We start from the raw sequence: 19,549 nt of genomic DNA on the forward strand, positions 1-19,549 counted from the left end.
ATGGATAAAACGCCAGTCTTCTTCAAAGCGTCAGGACCGTATTGCCACGCCAGCCAGGCGGCGAGAATGGCGATGTATCCAGCCAGTCCGAACATACCCAATGGAACAACGTCAAACAAAACGGCGAATTTACTGTTTTGAACATCATCGCATCCACTTGATGGCCCGCACAACACCGTTCCGCCTGTGACTTCAAGGTAGGTAAAATATCCAGCTACGGCGATTCCACCAACAGTTAGGATCGGAACCGCCCATTTCGTCCAATCCCTAACAAGACGATGAGAGATCCTTCCCATAATATGCAAGAGCAGGACAACAATATTGAGCACGAGAATCAAAAATGTAATGACTGCAAACACAAGTGCGATCCCGTTTGTTTGAATCAAATCCAACACTGCGGGAACGCCAAGCAGGGAAAACAAAAGCAGCAACTTTGTATACCAGCCCCTACCAAAGGAAACAGGCGTGTCTTTCGAGATGAGAATGACCGACAGTATCCAACTGACGATCAAGGCGGCCAATACAATCACGGCCAATGAGTTGGTGGTGGGATTTCTCATGAATTTATCAATCATAGTGCCTCCTTATACGCTTCGTTGGACGCATTTTCCTAGAACAGTTTGAAGAGCATCCGCCAACCGCAAAGGCGTTCGTACAGAATTAATCCACACATAGATCGTCAAGGTCTGGGTTTCTGAAGATTTGCCTGCTGCTTCGTTCTTCGATATTCCCTTCAGTAGACACGTAAACATCCACTTCGGTTATCCAGTGCGGACCACAGCCAAACGTCTGATCATGGAATAAATGGACGAGGTATCCGTCTGTGTCGGCGAAGACGTAAGTATCCTCAATCGTGTCAACTTCGTACTCGTAAGCAGAGTCATAGTGGAGACCATAATATGCCGACAGATTTTCACGGCCAACACATAACCCGGGGATTCATCAGGGACTCAATGGGCGCAAATAGCCTCTGCAAATCTGCTTCAGTCTTGAGTAATACGAATCCACCGTTTTGATAAATGATATAGCGGATGTAACTTCCGAACAAGCCGCCGGTGTAGTAAAAGAATTGTCCACTTTCGATAACCGCTGCCAGTTCTTCTGTTCCTCACCCGTACATATTGATTTGCGCAAATGACGATCGGGTAGGATGGTTCCAGCCCACCGAGAAAACTCGACGGTGCCTGGATTTCATCACAGCCAAAATTATCCAAGAGGGCATCATCGGAAAAAATATCCATGGATACTACAAGCTTTGGCGGAGCGTGGTTAATAAACTCTGGCTTATTCTGACAAGCCGAGGAGGAAATCAGCAACCATTTGCCAGCCATAAGTTGGTCTTGGTTTCATATTTCCTCTTCATTGTTCCGTAAGTCTGGCATATTTGCTGACCTTGCTGGTCACTCAACTATTTTCCAGAAAGAACCCTTACGGATGACCTTCCCCTGAGCGAACTCAAGCAGGTCAACCCTCGCACTTCGATGTAGTTTCCTGACACAGATGTGCCAGTCAGCGCCCATTCTGAGACACCGAAATCACCGCAGATCCAGTGTCGATCATCTCCATAATGTACATCAGGTATGCCTTCAAAACGTTTGCCAGCCCTGCGCGCACCTCGTGTTTCCAACATACTGATCGCCGCGAGGCTTGGCGCCTCTTGGCATGTAAAAGACACAATCATCTGCGAAATAACCCATGATGGAATCTAAGTCGTGTCGATTGAATGCTTCCAGGAATCCCTTCAACAATTCAACGTTTATTTGCTCTGACATTGTAAACCTCCATGTGCGGATACCTAATTAAAAAGGATTGAGCCAGAACAGGTTACGTTACCTGCGCTGTGTCTCGACAGGGTTTCGGCAAGCTCGACAACTAAAAAACCGCTTGACGCGAAGCGTGCCGCAGAACCAGAGTCAGGCGCAAGCCTTGTTGGGCGCATTTTGCCTCGAATTACCTGCAAATTGCCTCACAGCATTCATGTATATGATTTTTTGAAAAGAAAGAAATTATAAATACAAAGACCTAGCGTCAATATCAGCATGAAAATATCAATGGCTGATGCTTTCACCCCAATTATATTCCAACGATTGCGAAAGCCAAATGTGATGATATCTAGCAGAAACATAGAAGCAAAAGTAGCCACTGAAAAATAAAAAGCTATCCCTTTTCTCATCAACATTAATAACAGTGTAGCTATGCCGCCAAAGACATTTATAGTCCAAAATATAAGCAGAACTAGAGGGTAATTTGTAAAATAGTCAATAACGGCTTGATTGTAACGAAGATACTCGAAATAACCTTGATTGTGACTGACTGTCATAATGTAATCATACACAGCAATCCCATAAAGAAATAGAAACAAGGCAACTATTAGAAGTAAATGCCAACTATATTGAACATTCTTTTCTTTATTGCTCATAGCTATTACCTATTATATATTCTCATTTAGAAAGGAGACCAAATTTTGCTTCACTTCTTATCTTAACGAAGCCGTCCGGCTGGAAAAATGCTAAGGTGTAGAAAACGCTTGGGATTTGCGCAGAATCCCAGTGTCTATGCAATACTGGGGATAGTACTTTGGACATACAGTTTTTTGAATCTACTGGAGGGTCAATGATTCGCTGAGCATATTTATCAAAAATGGTTTCAAGTCTCTCTGCATTTTCAAATTCTATTTCTGTTATTTGCCAGTGTTTCTCTTTAGGACCTACAACCGTAATTTTTACACTGTTATTCATGCACCAAACTGATACTGTTATAGCGTCAATTGTTTGCCAAACAGGTTGCTCGATCCAATTCGTTCCTGGAATTAAAGAAACGGCAAATCTGCGCCTGAGTAACTTTTTCCAACTTCGGGTTGAGGCGGTTTTGTTGAGTATTTTTTGTATGGAATACTTAAATTATCAAAAAGCATTGTTAAGTCGTTTTCTCCCGCATAACTTAAAGCAAGAACAATCTCATCAATGTCATTACTATGACCGCCATAAGCCCTGAAAAAGCGAAAATACTTTAATCGTTTTGCCCAACTGCTTAAAAAAAAAAACTCGAAGCCAGAAAAATGCTTGACGCGAAGCGTGCCGCACAGTCCCCAGCGTCAAGTGCACGCTGCACGCTTTGTTGGGCGGCTTTTGGGTTTTCATTGGACTGTTTGCTCGCCTTCTTCCGCTGTAAGGAGTCTTGTGCCGCTCCTCGCACGTTTGGCATACAAAATCCAGTTAGGATGAAAACTGCTTCCAATGGCCTTCAGAGACAACTTCGACGGTTCCATTGACGACCTTGATGGCTGTCTGTTCGTCGATGGCATAGGCCGGGATGCCAATGTCGGCCGCCCACCGCTCTGCGTCAGCCAGGGTGTTCGTCGGGAAAGCGTCCAGGTGCGGGAAGATTGAGAAGTTGACGACTCCCAGGGTGCGGTCGTCCGGCGCGGACGGCCACTCGACGAAGTACGCTCCGATTCGGGGCGTCATCACCATGCTTCCGGCACTCACTCCCACCCAGACCATGTCGGGCAGCGAAGGCAGCAGATCGGCCAGCCCGGACTCCCGCATCCAGTGGCATAGGTACGTCGCGTCGCCGCCGTCAACCAGGAGCACGTCTGCCTCCTGGAGCCAGGGCACCCATCGCTCCGCGCCGATGGTGGGTAGTGCGGTGAGCTCAAGGACACCGAGCGACGCCCAGCCTAAGCCGGACAGGTATCGGAAATCGGTCCCAGCGGCTATGAAGCCTCGCACCGATGCTGGACCGCACATCGGGTGACCCCACTGTGCGGTCGGGATGCAGAGGGCGTGACACTCGGCGATCGGCTTGCCCAGCAGGTCGACCAGCGCATCGCGGATGCTAGTGTTTGTGACACCCCCGGAAGTGAGAAGAAGTTTCATGATGGCGCTCCTTGCCAATGGAATGAGGCCCGAAAGACCCATCCAGCTTGAATTGTACGACAATCAACGTTTCCAATAAAAAAAGAGAAGATACTATTTCTTCTCAGAAATTCTTTCTTTGCTATGTCTGCCGCCCAACGGTTTGCGTTACCTGTGCTGGGGCGGGCGTGGATTCTGTTTGGGAGCAGGAAAAACTCGAAGCGTGCCGCAAACTCCCACACGTCATGTACACACATTGTTAGGCGTTTTAAGTTGCGTAAGACTCCCTAAGCTCGAACATGGCGAAGGATTTCGTCCACGACGCTGGCAAGTGGCTGTGTTGCATCTATGACGATGCCGCCGCTGGGTATGTCTTCTTTCGTTCGATGCAATCGCGCAACGAGTTCTTTTTCCTCTGGTTTTCCGCCCCAGTCAGTTGGGTCTCGCGCCACGCGCTCATCAATCCGCCGATACAATGTGTCAAGGTCGTTGACCTCAAGAACAAAAACGCCGTCCAATAAATCTATGAATTTTGAAAAATTCCTCGAACCACCGCAGAAGAAAGAGATTGCTTTGCTGTGATCAGCGATCACGGATTTAACTTTGTCTATATCCCAAAGGTGATGTTCCTGTTGCCATACGGCCTTGTCCCTCTCGCTCTCATGGACAGGTTCATTTACCGGTTCCCCTGTCTTTGGATCGCCCCGATATTTCAACTCCCGATCACCGTGGAGGACGTGATAACCGCGCCGCTGCAATTCTTCAGCCACCGAGGTTTTGCCCGTGCCAGAGACTCCCTCGATAAGATAATTTCTCTTACCCATTGTCCTTACCTCTTTGGTATGTTTGTTGGATGATTTGACATATTTATGCCTCTTCTAATCGTCTACTCTCAAATTTTCTATAGCGTGTTCACATTCAGTCTGGCGAAAGGCTAGAATGTCACTACGATTTGTTCGACTCAATGACGTACATATCTGACCTTTCGATGGATTTTGCTAAACGCCTAACGGTTTGCGTTACCTGCGCTGTGTCTCGACAGGGTTTCGGCAAGCTCAATCACCAACTCGACAACCAGGGCGGGGACGGCGAAGCCGTCCAACCAGAAAAATGATAAGGCGTGGAAAACTGCTTGAGATTTACGCAGAATCCCCAGCGTCGGGTGCACGCTTTGTTGGCTTGCTTTTTGATTTAGAAGACAACCACTCTTTATTTCTTTGCAGGCTCAATTCTATAACCAAAAAGCAATTTGCCTGAAAATCCTGAAATCTCTGGTAATACAGAAAGGTTACCAGTTTGTGCGAACTCAATCATTGCTTTATCCCAGCCAGTTTTTTCAAAAATTACGGGATATGGGTCGTCATGCCGTAGTATCATACCTGAATTGTTACCACCTACAACAATAATTTCTGCCCTGCCCTTTAGTTTTAGAATTTCCAACATCCTTTGTGTCATATTATGTACAAAAGCGTCGTCTATTTCATAAGGCGTATTTTTGGAAGTAACTCCATTTGAGAGAGTGGGATAAAACATCTTACTATTATCTAACATTAGAGGAGCAAGAACTGCGTACAACCATCATCACAATTTACCCAATTCTTTACAGTTGTTCCATCAGGGGTCATGTATTGCTTGGAAATGATATTATCAAAATCTGCAACACACTCAAAATCAAAAGTGCCTTCAGTAGTTTTGAGAGGAAAAAAATTCACATCGCTATTGTAGGGTGTAGTAGTTGCTGTTGGAGGAACTAGCGTAGATGTTGGCGTAACTGTACTAGTAGCCGTAGCAGGGATAATTGTATTTGTGGATATAGGTGTAGCAGTTGAATCAATAACAGGCGCATTTTGACAAGAGACAAGAAGAACTAAAATGATGGACAAGGCGAGTTTTTTCATTGATTATCTCTTTGGTACTGTTATGCAAGGGGCAAGCCAACGGTTTGCGTTACCTGCGCTGGGGCGGGGACGGCGAAGCCGTCCAACTGGAAAAATGCTAAGGCGTAGAAAACTGCTTGACGCGAAGCGTGCCGCAGAATCCCCAGCGTCAGGTGCACGCTTTGTTGGGTGCGTTTTGTTTTATGGCGCGTCCCCTGTTCGTAAAAACGTAAGCCATTTTACAATTTCATTATCACCATTATTTTCAAAAATATTTCTCCAATTGTATTCCATTACATTTGCCAGACTTCTCGCTAACTCTATTTTATTAATTTGCTTGCCGATTTTCGACTCGACTATTCCTATAATTGGCGGGTGAGACGGTTGCGACATTTTATCGGCTAACCATTCTAAAGAAACGTCATAACCCGTGAGATTTAATGCCTTGTGGAGCACCGATGGCGGGAAACCGCCTTCAAAGTCTTTTGAAAAGGGAAATATTAATTCTTTTTCAACAAGTCCATCATTTGCAATTTGTTCAAGACGGTTTTTGGTACTGTTATCTCTGTCACCTTGTATTGAAACTAAATAGCCTCTGCTTTTAAGACTTTCTACATATAGCTTAAACCTTGTTGATGTTGCATTGGTTTTTCCTCCGTATTTTTCTACTCCACTTACATATATTGTGTTGAATCTAAGTTCACCAAGCCGTTCAATAAACGCCTTTTCTGCGTCACCCTCAACAATAATCCATCTGCCTGTTGTACCAAAGTCTTGTAATTCTCTAAACTCTGATGCAAATTTATCTAAATGAACCCGAAAGTGAGAAATAAACCCAAACTCTTTTCTGGCTAATTCATTTCCTGCCCAGTCAAGATGTTCAGAACTTATAAATCGCCCAATACTAATTTCTACATCAAGGACAAATTGTGAAAAATGAAAGAGACCAGCAAAGTATTTCTGTAATTGTTCTGAAGAATAGACTTGCAACTTGTCCCACGAAGCCTTTAATAAATTATCTATTGCGGTTACCGCAACTCCGCATTGAATATCTATTGCTCGCTGGGATTGGCTGGGTGGGGTTGAGCAAATTTGCAATATGAAAAGCGTCCGCATTTATGACACTCAAAATATGGTATCCATTCAATTAATTGTGAAGCAATTGTGACCTTGAATATTCTCCGTCTGGCAATGGAATACTTTCGCGACTTAAACTTTTCTCCGCAAGAATAGTTATGTCTTCTCATTGAGTAATGGAGAAATATTATCTGCCATGAATAATTTACCTATATTTTGCAGGAAAGCACCCAACTAGGGTGTTATACAGCGTGCTGTATAAACCCTATATACCGCATTTTACTCCTACTTCCCATACCTCTTGCGGATCTCAGGCAGAAAATATTCATCGAAAAACTTATCAACGTCGTAATCCGGCGTCCAGTTCCAATCCTTGCGGGCGCGGGCATCATCCACATCTTCAGGCCACGAATCCACGATCCCCTGTCGGCGCGGATTGGGATCGAAAGTGATCTTCGCATCGGGGAAGGCCTTCAACGCCCGCTGGCGGAATTCCTCTGCGGTCAGCGCAAAAGCGGCGATGTTGTACACCGTATTGGAAAGTTTCTCGCGCGGCACATCCATCAATACCAGCAAAGACTTGATCGCATCAGGCATCGCCATGAAAGAGATCTTCGTATCGGCACGTACGAAACAGGCATACGGCTTTCCCTGTGCCGATGCATGCAGCATCTCGGGACCATAATCGCTGGTGCCGCCGCTCGGCAATGTAAAAGCGCTGATCAAGCCCGGGAAGCGGATCGCCCGAAAGTCCAGCATGACCGGGGGGTTTTCATCCAAATGTTTTTGACCGAAAAATTTACCGTAATACATCCCCAGTTTTTCACAATACAATTTATTACAGCCATACATCGTGTGCGGATAATCCCACTCTTCCTCTTTCACAAGACCCGCTTTTTCTTGGCATCCAGCGTTGGCATTCCATAAGCCGCGATCGAACTCGGGAACAAAAACTTCACGGCCTTTCCATATTTCTCCGAACGATACGCGGCCAGCATCAACAACTGCATCGTACCTTCCACATTAATGCGGTGCGCCTCCTCCGTCGCCACCTCGGCCTTCGAAGAAAGTGAAGCCGCCAGATGGAAGATGATATCGAAATCGTAATCATAAAAGGTCTTGATCTTGTAAACCAAATCCCCCTGCACATGTTCTGCCGATAAATGTTTGATCGAATCCGGAATGGCATAAAATCCGCAGTGACGATTCGATATCCGCCCCTCGCCGCCAGCCCCTGCACCAACGCCTGTCCAATTTCACCGCACGCGCCGGTGATAAGCACCTGCTTCTCGCTCATGGTCAACTCCTTATTATGCTAGAATGAAGTTGTATTATTTTACGCCACAATCAAAATTTCCCTGTCATAAATTCCCCATGATGTTTTTACATTATCAATTTCCCGTGAAAAAATTCCTGTATATCACTGCCCTTGCCATGCTGATGTTCACCAGTTCATGCGCAGTAGTCGATGCGATGCTCACCACCCCCACACCGCAGATGCCGACGGAAACCCCGATTCCAACGCCGACCATCGTCTGGTTCCCGCCATCGATCACTCCCTCCGCCCAGGCATTTTCCACCTACCCGCCCACCCCAGAAATGCGCCCCGGCCTCGGCAAGGTCTTCCTCACCGACAACTTTTCCAATGAAGAAAGCTGGGACACCGCCGCCTCAGACCAGGCCAGCGCCGCCATAGAAAACAATCAACTCGTCCTCGCTTCACAAAGCAGCGTGTACATGCTCAGCCTGCGCCGCGACCTCACTCTCGACGATTACTACGCCGAGATCACCGCCCGCACCAATCTCTGCCGCGGCGACGATAGCTATGGCCTGCTCATCCGTGCCAACGCAGTCGCGTACTACCGCATCGCACTGACCTGCAACAGCACCGTCAGCGCAGAACGGGTCAGCGTAGGCACACGCCAGCTTCTGCAATCTCCCCTCCCCAGCGGCGACGCTCCCCCCGGCGCCCCGGGCGAAGTCCGCATTGGGGTTTGGGCGGTCGGCACAGAAATGCGCCTGTTCCTGAATGGCCGCTACCAATTCAGCATCAGCGATACAAACTACCCCAGCGGCACCATCGGCGTCTTCGTCAACTCCGCCGGAGACACAGGCACCATCGTATCCTTCTCCGACCTCACCATTCAAGAGATCAACCCCACGATTCCAGTTCAAACGCCACAGCCATAAATAACCCAAGTTGCCACCTTCCCAATTGATTATCACGGTTTCCCGTCGGTGCCCTCACCCTGCCCTCTCCCGTTGGGAGAGGGCAGGGTGAGGGAGTTTTCAAACAACAAGGTGGCAATTCAGGTTAATTATATTTCTTTGCGTCCCTGCGTCTTTGCGTTAAAACTCGTATCAAAAAATTATCCCCAACTTCACCAACTTCCCCCACAATACACATTTTCAATCTCGCATGATAGAGAACAATACAATTTATGACATTGCTCACTTGTTTGTCATACAACTTAACTCTATATTCAAACTAGCCTAATCCATTGGGTGTTTCTTGAATTCCAACAATCGTATTGAAAGGAAAATGTATGAAGCGCATCGGTTTTTTTGTTTCGTTACTCGTTGCCGCAAGCCTCGTTCTCAGCGCGTGTGGAGGCGGATCCACAGCCGCCAATCATCTGGAAGCCATCAAACAGGCAGGAGTGATCAAGGTCGGCACCTCTGCAGATTATCCACCCTTTGAATCGGTGGATGCCAGCGGCAACAAGATCGGGTTCGATATCGACCTGATGACAGAGATCGCCAAACGCCTCGGCGTAAAAATTGAATGGGTCGACATGCCCTTCGACAGCCTGATTGCCGCTGTACAGGAAGGCAAGATCGACGCCTCCATCTCAGCCTTCAACTACAGCGAAGAACGCGACCAAACCATCGACTTCTCCGATGCCTACTACACCTCAGAAGATGCGTTCACCGTAGCCGAAGGCTTTGCAGGCACGATCGCCAACCCGGAAGACGTCGCCAATTTCAAGGTCGGCGTGCAAACCGGCACCACCCAGGATGGCTGGTTCACAGACACCCTCGTTGCCACAGGCAAACTCCCCGAAGAAAATCTCTTCCGCTATGACCGCGTTGACCAGGCCATGCTCGACCTGCAGAATGGCCGCATCGAAGTGATGATGTCCGATTACATTCCCGCGCAAGCCCTCGTTGCGCAACTCGGCGGCCTCACCATCGTCTATCACGGTGTGCTCTCCAGCGGCCCTATGAACATTGTCATCCCCAATGACGATAAAGAACTTCAACAGGCCATCAATGAGATCCTCAAGCAATTGCAAGACGAAGATTTCATTAATGACCTCGCAGTGAAATACTTCACCGAATAAAACCAAACAGGGGCAGGGCTGAAACCCTGCCCCTGTTGAATCCAATGCTGAGCAATATTTTCTCCTACATTATTCAAGGCACAGCCATCACCATTGCGGTGACACTGATTGCCCTGCCATTCGGCCTAATCTTGGGCTTGTCCATGGCGTTGGTCCATACCTACGGGGGCAAAATATTAAATCGTCTTGCCGCGATCTTCAGCCTGCTGATGCGCGGTGTGCCGCCCATCGTATTGTTATTCATTTTATATTTCATGCTTTCAAGCAGATCCTTCAACCTCTCCCCGTTTTGGGCAGGCTCATTATCACTGGGCATTGTCAGCAGCGCCTATCAAATGGAGATTCTGCGCGGGGCATTGCTGGCAGTCGGCGGAGGTCAAATGACCGCGGCACGCGCCATCGGCATGAGTCGTCTGCAAGCCATCCAGAACATCATCCTGCCGCAAGCCTTGCGTCTCGCAATCCCGCCGTGGTCGAACGAAGCCTCCATCGTATTGAAGGATTCCTCGCTCGTGTACGCCCTCGGCGTTCCTGAGATTCTGCGCCGCGCCCAACAGTTATCCGCGACGACTCAACAACCGTTTCTTGCCTACGGGATAGCTGCTCTTATCTATTTTGTTTTGGTCTTCGCGACAAATCGCGCCCTCGACTATTTAGCCGAACGAACAAAACTCCCCACCCAGCCATGATAGAGAGAAACACATGAGCAATCCCATTCTCGAAACGCGCAACCTGACCAAAATTTACGGCAAGAATATTATCTTCAAGGATATCAATCTCAAGGTCAACGAAGGCGAGACCATTGTGATTATCGGCCCAAGCGGCACAGGCAAAAGCACCCTGCTGCGCTGCATCAACCTGCTGACATCCAACGAAGGCGGCCAGGTTTTTCTCGATGGTAAAGAGATCACAGCCAAAGGGTACAACCAGGATGAAGTTCGTCAACACATCGGCATGGTCTTTCAAAATTTTCTGCTCTTCAATCACCTCACCGCGCTCGACAATGTAATGATCGGACTCCTAAAAGTAAAAAAGATGCCCAAAGCCCAGGCTCGGCAAAAAGCGATGGAAGAACTCAAGCGTGTCGGTCTCGAAGACCGCGCCGACCATTACCCCGGTCAACTCTCCGGCGGACAGCAGCAGCGTGTGGCAATTGCACGGGCGCTGGCCATGGACCCCAGCGTGATGCTCTTCGATGAGCCCACCTCCGCACTCGACCCCGAACTCATCGGCGAAGTCCTCGGCGTGATGGCTCAACTGGCACGCGACCGCATGACCATGCTGGTCGTCACCCACGAAATGGGATTCGCCCGCGAAGTCGCAGACCGAATCGTCTTCATGGAAAAGGCAGCGTCGTGGAAGAAGGTTCTCCCGATGACCTTTTCTATCACCCCAAACATGACCGCACCCGTGAATTCCTGTGGAAGATCACCGAGTTATACGGCAAGAAGGAAAAGAAAAGGTGCAAAAGAATGACCGCCTTTTTTGAATTCTTCGTCCGCTTTCTGCCAGATATGCTGAAAGGCGCAGGGGTGACGGTATTACTCACCGCCGAAGGATTGGCGGCAGGGTTTGTATTGGGTCTGCTCGCATCTTTGGCGCGCACCTATGGAAACAAGTTTTGGCGCGGCGTGGCAGTGAGCTACATTGAATTATTCCGCGGCACTCCCCTGTTGATGCAATTATTCCTTATTTACTACGGCCTGCCCGGGCTCGGCGTGACCTTCTCGCGGGAACTCTCCGCATTTCTGGCCCTCGGCCTGAATAGCGGAGCCTATCAAGCGGAATATCTGCGCGGCTCCATTCTCGCGATTGGCGATGGTCAAATGATGGCGGGACGTTCCATCGGCATGTCGCGCATCAAAACCATCTGGCATATTATCCTGCCGCAGGCACTGAGGCTTGCCATCCCAGCATGGTCGAATGAACCTGTGTCATTATTGAAATCCACTGCGGTTGTATTCTTGATCGCAGTGCCTGGAGTTGATGGCAAAAGCAAAATCCATCGCCGCTCAGACCTATGACCCCATCGGCACCTACCTCGCCGTTGCGCTGGTCTATCTAGCGATGGTCTATCTGCTCGACGCAGTTCTACGCTGGATTGAAAGAGCTACCCGCATCCCAGGCTTCGAAATGGAAGGGAAGAAGGCGTAATCCGTTAGCGCACGAACTGGGCGATCAAGCTGCCGATCAGTCCCAGCCAATGGGCCGAGGTATAGTAAATGAACAACGGCTGTCTGCCGCGTTTCCAAAGCAGATAGGCTGAAAACGCGGCCAGCGTGGAAACGATGTAGAAATCCATGCCGATCTCTCCGAAACCGAGTTTTGTGAGCAGGCCAGCACCGAGAAATAGAGAATTGACCAAAAGCAGGGCAATGTCCATGCTTTCTATTTTTTCACGATGGGGAAATAAGTTTTGCAGGAACAGCAGAGCCGCATTCATCATCACAAAGCCAGTAAAGAAGATCCAGTGACTGAATTCGTCGTCGTTGAAAATGACGATGCGGCACAGGTCACTCGAGGGATCATCGAGGCAAAAGCGGACGTGCAGATAATTCGTCACCTCATGATCGCCGTAACTTGCAGCGAGTAGATAGATGCCGACGATAAAGGTCAGGTTGATCGCCAGATGCGCCCGCGATTCACGCGAAGGAGAATCGTATTCAATTGTCTTTTTGAGGAGATAAAACGCCACCAGGCTGATCAGCGGCAGGACGAGCATGTTGTTGAAATCCACCCAGCGGAGAAATTCATTCGGCAAAACATGGCCCAGCGTCCACGGGCCGAGGCGGTTGATGGAGACCAAAATCGCGACAACAGATTGCACAGCCAGCAATGTGTGAATGCGTTTCATTTGTCACCTACCGATAAAATCAAAAATCATTGCGAGGGCGTACCTTGCAATAACATAAACTCAGGACGAACTTAATAATTGTTTCGCCAGCATGGACATTTCCCTGTCAGCGCGATTCTCCGCAATTTCTCGCAAGGCAGGGATGGCGCGTTCATCACGCAAATTGACAAGGGAGAACATGGCATTCTTTTGTACGTCCCGGTCAGGGTCACGAAGCATTTCAATCAGAACAGGCGCAACCCGCACATCTTGAATTTTCCCAATGCAACAACCGCATGCTCACGAATTGCCGCCTCAGGGGGTGACTGAGTGATTCGATCAAGATGTCCACGGCTTGTGAACCAAATTTTGTCAACGCTTCGGCGGCGGCTTCCCCAACCTCATGGTGAAGGTCATACAATGCCATCCCCAGTTCTTCGATGGCGCGGATATCGCCCAGCTTCGAAAGGATCATCGCCGCAAACTTGCGAACAGTGCCTTCCTTGTCGGCAAGCGCATCGATCAGCGGCTCCACTACCGTTTCGCCCATATTCTCGATGGCAGTCAAAAGAACGGAAACAGCCTGTTCCTTTTCATACCACCAAAAGGAATCACGCAATGCTTCCATAAGAAAGGGAATTGCAGCGGGATGTTTGGTCTCACCTAGAGCTTTTGCCGCAGCCTGGCGCACTTCGATTTTCAGGTCATCCAACAACACATTTGTGATCTCATCAAAAGTGGAGGGATCGCGGAATTTTCCAATGGCGGCACATGCGGCAATACGGACTTCATCTTCGGGGTCTTTGAGCAAAGGCAGCAGATCGGGAACGGTTCTCTCATCGCCGATGGCTGCGAGGGCCAAAAGAGCCTTTGACCGCACCGTAAAATATTCGCTCTTCAACGCATCCAGCAGGACGGGAATCAGCGCCTTGTCTTTGCTGATTCCAAAGATCTCGATGATCCGTCCGCGAATGACGGGATGCGCGCTGGCAAGGGCTTTTGTCAGTTGGGGTTGGGCAGAGGATATTCGGGCGAGGACATGTTGATAGATCAGAAGCAGGCTCAAGTCTTGAGTCTGAAGCGCCTCCATCAGGGCCGGCACGGCATCGGTGCCGAGTTTCATCAGGCTTTGAGCGGCGGCGTCACGTTTCGTTGAATCCGCAAGCTGCGAAATCAACTTTTTGCTTCTCCCTGTTTCGAGCCTGTGAGCCAATCCATATGTTTATTTTAATGCATAACTCCCTGCGTTGCCGCAGGGAGTTATGCATCCGCCAGTGGATAAAACTAGACGCCTTTGATTAAAAGGCTGAGAGCCAGAATCACAAAACCAATGAACAAAAGCCAGAAACTCGCAATCGGAATAATACTTAGAATACCAAGCTCGGCAAGCAAACCAAGAACGCCAAAGGCCACTGCGATCCAATAAGTCACTACTTTAGGGGGTGAAAGTTTCATCTTTTCTCCTTTGATAAATACGAACTTTCTGGCGGACAATATATTTATAGCATACTTGAAAATTAAGTCAATATTAATTTGAAAACCGGCTTCAGTCTCGCAAAAACTCTCAGGCCCGAAATCGGCTAATTTTTCTCTGATATAATCCCCGATTCGGTTTGCGGGAATCATAACGCCAGCGGACTTTTGGTGTTGTTTTCGTAAGCATTACAATAATTTTCTGTGCGTTTCGGCGCACGATTAACCTTATCGGAGTTCCCAAATAATGAAGAAAGAACAACAGTTAGACCTTTATTACCAGATGGTGCTCATCCGTCGCGCGGAAGAACGCGGCGCGGAGTTGTACCAACAGGGCAAAATCGGCGGTTTCATGCATTTGTACATCGGGCAGGAAGCCGTTTCGACAGGGCTGATCGCGGCTCGCGAACCTCGTGACCGCGTGATCACCGCCTACCGTGACCACGGTGTGGCGATCAATTGCGGCATTTCCACCAATGAAGTGATGGCAGAATTGCTCGGCAAGGCCACGGGCATGTCGAAGGGCAAGGGCGGCTCAATGCACATGGCCGACACTTCCAAGAACATGTGGGGCGGACATGCCATCGTCGGCGGTCACCTCCCCATTGCTTCGGGCTTCGCGCTGGGTGACCAGTACGCGGGCAACGACAACATCACCATCTGCATGTTCGGTGACGGCGCAACCAACATCGGCTATTTTCATGAAGCATTGAACCTTGCCAAGACTTGGGGACTGCGCGTGTTGTGGGTTTGTGAAAACAACCAATACGGTATGGGCACATCAGTAGACCGCGCCTCGGCTGTGACCGAAATTCGCCAGAAGGCCGAAGGCTACGGCATGAAGAACGGCCAGGTGGACGGCATGGATGTGATGAAGGTTTACGAAGCTGCCAAAGAAGCGCTGGAATTCGTCCGCAAGGAAGGCCAGCCATACCTGCTCGAGATCGATACCTACCGTTTCCGTGGTCACTCCATGGGCGACCCCGAACGCTACCGCAAAGCCGAAGAAGTGAAGCAGTGGCAGGAAAACGACCCCATCGGTATTTTCAACAAGTATCTGCTCGATAAAAAGATCGCCACCCGCAAGGTTTTGGATGAGATCGAGGCTCGCGCAGAAGATGAAGTGAACAAGGCTGTTGAGTTTGCAGAAGCCAGCCCCGAGCCGACATTGGACGAGTTATACACGGATATTTACGCCGATTAAGAGAATAGATAAATAGAGAATAGAGAGTAGTTTCTTTGCATAGTAACTAATCTCCATTCGTCTAATCTCTATTCTCTCTCGAAGAGGAAACAATGGCAAAAATCACAATGCGCGAGGCGATCTCGCAAGCTTTAATGGAAGAAATGGACCGCGACCCTTCTGTTTTTATCATGGGCGAAGAGGTCGGCGTTTGGGGCGGCACGTATGCCGTGACCAAAGGCTTTTACGATAAATACGGCGCGGCACGTGTCAAAGACACACCGATCGCGGAAAATGCCATCATCGGCGGTGCAATTGGCGCGGCAATGGTGGGTCAACGCCCCGTTGCAGAACTCATGACCATCAACTTTGGTTTCTCGGCAATGGATTACATCGTCAATCAAGCGCCCAAACTACATTACATGTTTGGCGGACAGTTCACCCTTCCGATGGTCATTCGTGCCGTCGGCGGCGGCGGGCGTCAGCTTGGCGCAACACACTCGCAAACACCCGACGCAGTCTTCGCGCATTTCCCCGGCCTGAAAGTCGTCAGCCCTGGAACGCCGGAAGATGCCAAAGGATTGCTCAAATCAGCCATCCGTTCGAATGATCCGATTCTCTTCATCGAACACGCCACCATGTATCAAGTCCGCGGCGAAGTGCCCGAAGGCGAATACACCATCCCGATCGGAAAATCCAAAGTACAGCGCGCAGGCAAAGACCTCACCATCGTCACCTACTGCAAGGGTCTTGAGCTTTCTGTGAAGGCCGCCGACGAACTCAGCAAGCAAGGCATCGAAGCTGAGATCGTTGACCTGCGCACCCTGCGCCCGCTCGACATGGAACCCGTGCTCGAATCATTCAAGAAAACCAATCGCGCCATCGTCGTCGAAGAAGGCTGGAAGTCTTACGGTGTCGGCTCCGAAATCGTCAGCCGCATCTACGAAGAAGCCTTCGATTACGTCGATGCGCCCATCATTCGCGTTGCGCAAAAAGAAGTTCCGCTCCCCTACAACCGCACCCTCGAACAAGCCGCGCTTCCCCAAGTTGCGGATATCGTCGCGGCGGCAAAGGAGGTTATGAAATAATGGCCGAAACAATTTCCATGCCCAAACTCGGCTTTGACATGGCCGAAGGATTGCTCGTCCGCTGGGTGAAACAGGTCGGCGAGAATATCAACAAAGGCGACGTGCTCGCCGAAATCGAAACCGACAAAGCCACCGTCGAAGTTGAATCTTCTGCAAGCGGCGTTGTGCTGCAACTCATCGTCGATCAAGGCACGATGGTTCCCGTCAATGCGCCGATCGCCGTTGTAGGTGCTGCCGGTGAAAAAGTGGATGCGCCTGCGGCGACCGCAAACAGCGGACCGAAGACCGAAGCCGCGCCTCAATCTGCGCCGACAACTGCTTCTGCTCCGAGCAGCACTGCCTCCCCTGAATCATCACCCGCTGTCGATAATCAGTCATCCGCAGTCAAAGCCTCTCCCCTCGCTAAAAAGATCGCCCGCGATCAAAAAGTGGACTTGTCCAACGTAAAAGGCACTGGCCCCGGCGGACGTATTGTCCGCAAGGACATTGAAACTGCGTTATCCAGTGGGCAGTCGTCAGTAAGCAGTAAACAGCCTGCAACCCCAATTACCAATTACCAATTACCAATCTCCACAGAAGACAAGGTCATCCCCACCACAAAATTGCGCCAAGCCATCGGCCGCCGCCTCGTCGAATCCAAGCAGACCATCCCGCACTTCTACGTCACGCACGAATACAAGATGGAAGCCGTTATGGATATGCGCAAGCAAATCAACGCATACCTGCCAGAGAATGAAAAAGTCTCCGTAAATGATTTCATTCTCAAGGCCGTGGCTCTCACCTTGCGTCAGTTCCCCAACCTCAACGCCACCATCAAAGGCAATGAGATCATCCAATTCGGACATGTCAATGTCGGCGTGGCAGTCACCGTCCCCGGCGGCTTGATGACCGTCGTCGTCAAAGACACCGATCAAAAGGCATTGCGCCAGATATCAGGCGAAGTCAAAGCCATGGCAGGCCGCGCCCGCGATGGCAAGGTCAAGCCCGAGGATGTGGATGGCTCGACCTTCTCCACTTCCAACCTCGGCATGTACGATGTTGAAGATTTCATCGCCATCGTCAACCCGCCCGAAGCCGCGATCCTGGCGATTTCCTCTGCAAGAGAAGTGCCTGTTGTTGAAAATGGACAGGTCAAAGCAGGCTGGCGAATGAAAGCGACAATTTCGGTGGATCACCGAGTCAGCGATGGAGCTGAAGCCGCTCAATTCATGCAAGCGCTGGCAGGGTTCCTCGAAAATCCAATCAGAATGTTGGTGTAAGAAAAGCAAACTGCGGAAGTTTATATAAACTTCCGCAGTTTTTTTATAATAACAAACCTGGCGGTTGCGATTGTGTTACTCATCATCACCGGAAAACCCTATCATGATATTGGTGTAAAATTCTGCGGGTCACGCTTGAAACGTGGCCTACTTTTTATGAGGTAACCATGCATAAACAACTTAAAAATGACCTGATCCATTTATCCTCCCTGCTCGAACAGACGAAGCAAGCATCTGAACCATATCTCAATGAGATCAATGAACGCCCTCCTGCAACAGTTTTTTCAAAAAAGGAAAACCTCGAGATCTCCCATGAAGGTTTGGGAGCAGCGAAAACCTTGGATCTTTTCCTTGAACGCTACGGAAACCACATGCCCGCAAGCAACGGTCCACGCTTTTGGGGTCTGGTCACAGGCGGGACGACTCCTGCCTCCCTCATGGGCGATTGGCTGACCAGTGTCTACGACTTGAACTTAAGTCACGCCGCAAATTCCGTCGCGCCGAATATCGAGATGGAAACCATTCACATGCTGCGACAGTTGTTCGGGCTGTCTGAAAACTTTTCAGGAGCATTCACCTCTGGCGCAACCATGTCCAATTTTGCAGGGCTGGCCATGGCGCGTGAATGGGTCGGCAGACAATTCAATAAAAATATTTCACAGGAAGGCTTGCATACCATTGCACCGATCAAGGTGTTGAGCAGCGAAGCCCACAGCAGTTCATTCAAAGCCTTGGCCATGCTGGGCATCGGACGGGGCAACATGAAGGTGATCTCGAAACTGAATGGAAATCGCGAAGCCATGAATATCTCCGCGCTGAAAATCGCCCTCGCGGAATTGAAAGGCGAGCCATGCATTGTCATTGCGAATGCAGGCACTGTGAACACGGTCGACTTCGACGACTTGCAAGAGATCTCTCAACTCAAATCCGAATTCAAATTCTGGCTGCATGTGGATGCCGCCTTCGGCGGCTTCGCGGCCTGCTCACCGAAATATGCGCACTTATTAAATGGCATCAACAGCGCCGACAGCATCACCATCGACGCCCATAAGTGGTTGAATGTCCCCTACGATTCGGCCATGATCTTTACCAAACACCGCGATCTTCAAATTTCAGTTTTTCAAAACAGCGGAGCCTATCTCGGTGAAATTGCCGAACCTGTAGACTTCATCCACCTTGCGCCAGAGAACTCCCGACGCATGCGTGCCCTCCCAGCCTGGTTCAGCCTGAATGCCTATGGCCTTGCTGGGTATCAGGATATTGTGGAAAGAAATTGTTTGATGGCTCAAAAGTTGGGAGAAATGATCGAAGCCAGCAACATGTTCCATCTGGTTGCTCCTGTTCGGCTCAATGTAGCCTGCTTCACATTGAATGGCGATTTGAATGCAGAAAGGGTCAAAACTTTCCTAACCCGCCTACGGGACGATGGACGCGTGTTCATGACGCCGACTGTTTACCAGGGTGTTCCAGCCATCCGCGCCGCTTTCAGCAATTGGCGCACCGAAGAAGCAGATCTGGATATCGCCTGGCAGGCAATGACAGAATGCTATAAATGAGA

Annotated in this window: 24 protein-coding genes; 10 read left to right on the forward strand and 14 right to left on the reverse strand. The window is 49.6% G+C overall.

Annotated features, from left to right (window positions below; translation table 11 throughout):
- The 10 genes from IPI86_RS10140 to IPI86_RS10185 all read right to left on the reverse strand — a co-directional run.
- On the reverse strand, positions 1–575 hold a 575-nt coding region (locus IPI86_RS10140), incomplete at its 3' end, for a vitamin K epoxide reductase family protein (protein ID WP_345297889.1).
- 1,400 nt (positions 576–1,975) lie between these two features.
- On the reverse strand, positions 1,976–2,419 hold the full coding sequence (locus tag IPI86_RS10145; protein ID WP_345297890.1) for a hypothetical protein: 444 nt from the start codon (positions 2,417–2,419) through the stop codon (positions 1,976–1,978).
- A gap of 22 nt (positions 2,420–2,441) precedes the next feature.
- Positions 2,442–2,738 (reverse strand): hypothetical protein, encoded by a 297-nt coding sequence (locus IPI86_RS10150; RefSeq protein WP_345297891.1) that lies wholly within the window; start codon positions 2,736–2,738, stop codon positions 2,442–2,444.
- 477 nt (positions 2,739–3,215) lie between these two features.
- Positions 3,216–3,878: a Type 1 glutamine amidotransferase-like domain-containing protein gene (locus IPI86_RS10155; protein WP_345297892.1), complete on the reverse strand. Its 663-nt coding sequence runs from the start codon at positions 3,876–3,878 to the stop codon at positions 3,216–3,218.
- Positions 3,879–4,144: 266 nt separating this feature from the next.
- Positions 4,145–4,681, reverse strand: a complete 537-nt coding sequence (locus IPI86_RS10160; protein WP_345297893.1) for an AAA family ATPase — start codon at positions 4,679–4,681, stop codon at positions 4,145–4,147.
- Positions 4,682–5,066: 385 nt separating this feature from the next.
- Positions 5,067–5,408: a hypothetical protein gene (locus tag IPI86_RS10165; protein WP_345297894.1), complete on the reverse strand. Its 342-nt coding sequence runs from the start codon at positions 5,406–5,408 to the stop codon at positions 5,067–5,069.
- Positions 5,408–5,755 (reverse strand): hypothetical protein, encoded by a 348-nt coding sequence (locus IPI86_RS10170; RefSeq protein WP_345297895.1) that lies wholly within the window; start codon positions 5,753–5,755, stop codon positions 5,408–5,410. The genes IPI86_RS10165 and IPI86_RS10170 overlap by 1 nt, the downstream gene beginning before the upstream one ends.
- A 180-nt stretch (positions 5,756–5,935) precedes the next feature.
- Positions 5,936–6,850, reverse strand: coding sequence for a hypothetical protein (locus tag IPI86_RS10175; RefSeq protein ID WP_345297896.1), 915 nt, complete (start codon positions 6,848–6,850; stop codon positions 5,936–5,938).
- A gap of 246 nt (positions 6,851–7,096) precedes the next feature.
- Entirely contained in the window at positions 7,097–7,696 is a 600-nt protein-coding gene (locus IPI86_RS10180; protein WP_345297897.1) for a hypothetical protein, read from the reverse strand.
- Positions 7,693–7,947, reverse strand: coding sequence for an NAD-dependent epimerase/dehydratase family protein (locus IPI86_RS10185; protein ID WP_345297898.1), 255 nt, complete (start codon positions 7,945–7,947; stop codon positions 7,693–7,695). Before IPI86_RS10185 ends, IPI86_RS10180 begins: the two co-directional genes overlap by 4 nt.
- 265 nt (positions 7,948–8,212) lie before the next feature.
- Between IPI86_RS10185 and IPI86_RS10190 the strand changes: the two genes are divergently transcribed.
- From IPI86_RS10190 to IPI86_RS10215, 6 genes are all read left to right on the forward strand, one after another.
- The gene (locus IPI86_RS10190) at positions 8,213–9,001 is read left to right on the forward strand and encodes a hypothetical protein (RefSeq protein WP_345297899.1); all 789 of its coding nucleotides are present in this window, start codon (positions 8,213–8,215) and stop codon (positions 8,999–9,001) included.
- Positions 9,002–9,357: 356 nt separating this feature from the next.
- Positions 9,358–10,155, forward strand: coding sequence for a transporter substrate-binding domain-containing protein (locus IPI86_RS10195; protein WP_345297900.1), 798 nt, complete (start codon positions 9,358–9,360; stop codon positions 10,153–10,155).
- A 44-nt stretch (positions 10,156–10,199) separates the two neighbouring features.
- Positions 10,200–10,844, forward strand: a complete 645-nt coding sequence (locus IPI86_RS10200; protein ID WP_345297901.1) for an amino acid ABC transporter permease — start codon at positions 10,200–10,202, stop codon at positions 10,842–10,844.
- A 13-nt stretch (positions 10,845–10,857) separates the two neighbouring features.
- The gene (locus IPI86_RS10205) at positions 10,858–11,631 is read left to right on the forward strand and encodes an amino acid ABC transporter ATP-binding protein (protein ID WP_345297902.1); all 774 of its coding nucleotides are present in this window, start codon (positions 10,858–10,860) and stop codon (positions 11,629–11,631) included.
- Positions 11,628–12,179 (forward strand): amino acid ABC transporter permease, encoded by a 552-nt coding sequence (locus IPI86_RS10210; RefSeq protein WP_345297903.1) that lies wholly within the window; start codon positions 11,628–11,630, stop codon positions 12,177–12,179. Before IPI86_RS10205 ends, IPI86_RS10210 begins: the two co-directional genes overlap by 4 nt.
- Positions 12,142–12,309 (forward strand): hypothetical protein, encoded by a 168-nt coding sequence (locus tag IPI86_RS10215; protein ID WP_345297904.1) that lies wholly within the window; start codon positions 12,142–12,144, stop codon positions 12,307–12,309. Before IPI86_RS10210 ends, IPI86_RS10215 begins: the two co-directional genes overlap by 38 nt.
- A 4-nt stretch (positions 12,310–12,313) precedes the next feature.
- On the opposite strand, the gene IPI86_RS10220 is transcribed toward IPI86_RS10215, so the two are convergent.
- The 4 genes from IPI86_RS10220 to IPI86_RS10235 all read right to left on the reverse strand — a co-directional run bounded on the left by IPI86_RS10220 (position 12,314) and on the right by IPI86_RS10235 (position 14,443).
- Positions 12,314–13,009, reverse strand: coding sequence for a hypothetical protein (locus IPI86_RS10220; RefSeq protein WP_345297905.1), 696 nt, complete (start codon positions 13,007–13,009; stop codon positions 12,314–12,316).
- Positions 13,010–13,069: 60 nt separating this feature from the next.
- Positions 13,070–13,228, reverse strand: a complete 159-nt coding sequence (locus IPI86_RS10225; protein ID WP_345297906.1) for a hypothetical protein — start codon at positions 13,226–13,228, stop codon at positions 13,070–13,072.
- Position 13,229: 1 nt separating this feature from the next.
- A complete protein-coding gene (locus tag IPI86_RS10230) occupies positions 13,230–14,165 on the reverse strand; it encodes a HEAT repeat domain-containing protein (RefSeq protein ID WP_345297907.1) in 936 nt (311 codons plus the stop codon).
- A 107-nt stretch (positions 14,166–14,272) separates the two neighbouring features.
- A complete protein-coding gene (locus IPI86_RS10235; protein WP_345297908.1) occupies positions 14,273–14,443 on the reverse strand; it encodes a hypothetical protein in 171 nt (56 codons plus the stop codon).
- 265 nt (positions 14,444–14,708) lie between these two features.
- Here IPI86_RS10235 and pdhA point away from each other — a divergent pair, with 265 nt between their 5' ends.
- From pdhA to IPI86_RS10255, 4 genes are all read left to right on the forward strand, one after another.
- Positions 14,709–15,665 (forward strand): pyruvate dehydrogenase (acetyl-transferring) E1 component subunit alpha, encoded by a 957-nt coding sequence (gene pdhA, locus IPI86_RS10240; protein WP_345297909.1) that lies wholly within the window; start codon positions 14,709–14,711, stop codon positions 15,663–15,665.
- 92 nt (positions 15,666–15,757) lie between these two features.
- Positions 15,758–16,732 (forward strand): alpha-ketoacid dehydrogenase subunit beta, encoded by a 975-nt coding sequence (locus IPI86_RS10245; RefSeq protein ID WP_345297910.1) that lies wholly within the window; start codon positions 15,758–15,760, stop codon positions 16,730–16,732.
- Entirely contained in the window at positions 16,732–17,991 is a 1,260-nt protein-coding gene (locus IPI86_RS10250; RefSeq protein ID WP_345297911.1) for a dihydrolipoamide acetyltransferase family protein, read from the forward strand. Before IPI86_RS10245 ends, IPI86_RS10250 begins: the two co-directional genes overlap by 1 nt.
- A 167-nt stretch (positions 17,992–18,158) precedes the next feature.
- Complete coding sequence (locus IPI86_RS10255; RefSeq protein WP_345297912.1) at positions 18,159–19,547, forward strand: pyridoxal-dependent decarboxylase; 1,389 nt, start codon at positions 18,159–18,161, stop codon at positions 19,545–19,547.
- Positions 19,548–19,549: the final 2 nt, after the last annotated feature.

The organism is Candidatus Villigracilis affinis, assembly GCF_016705895.1.
GTDB classification, from domain to species: domain Bacteria; phylum Chloroflexota; class Anaerolineae; order Anaerolineales; family Villigracilaceae; genus Villigracilis; species Villigracilis affinis.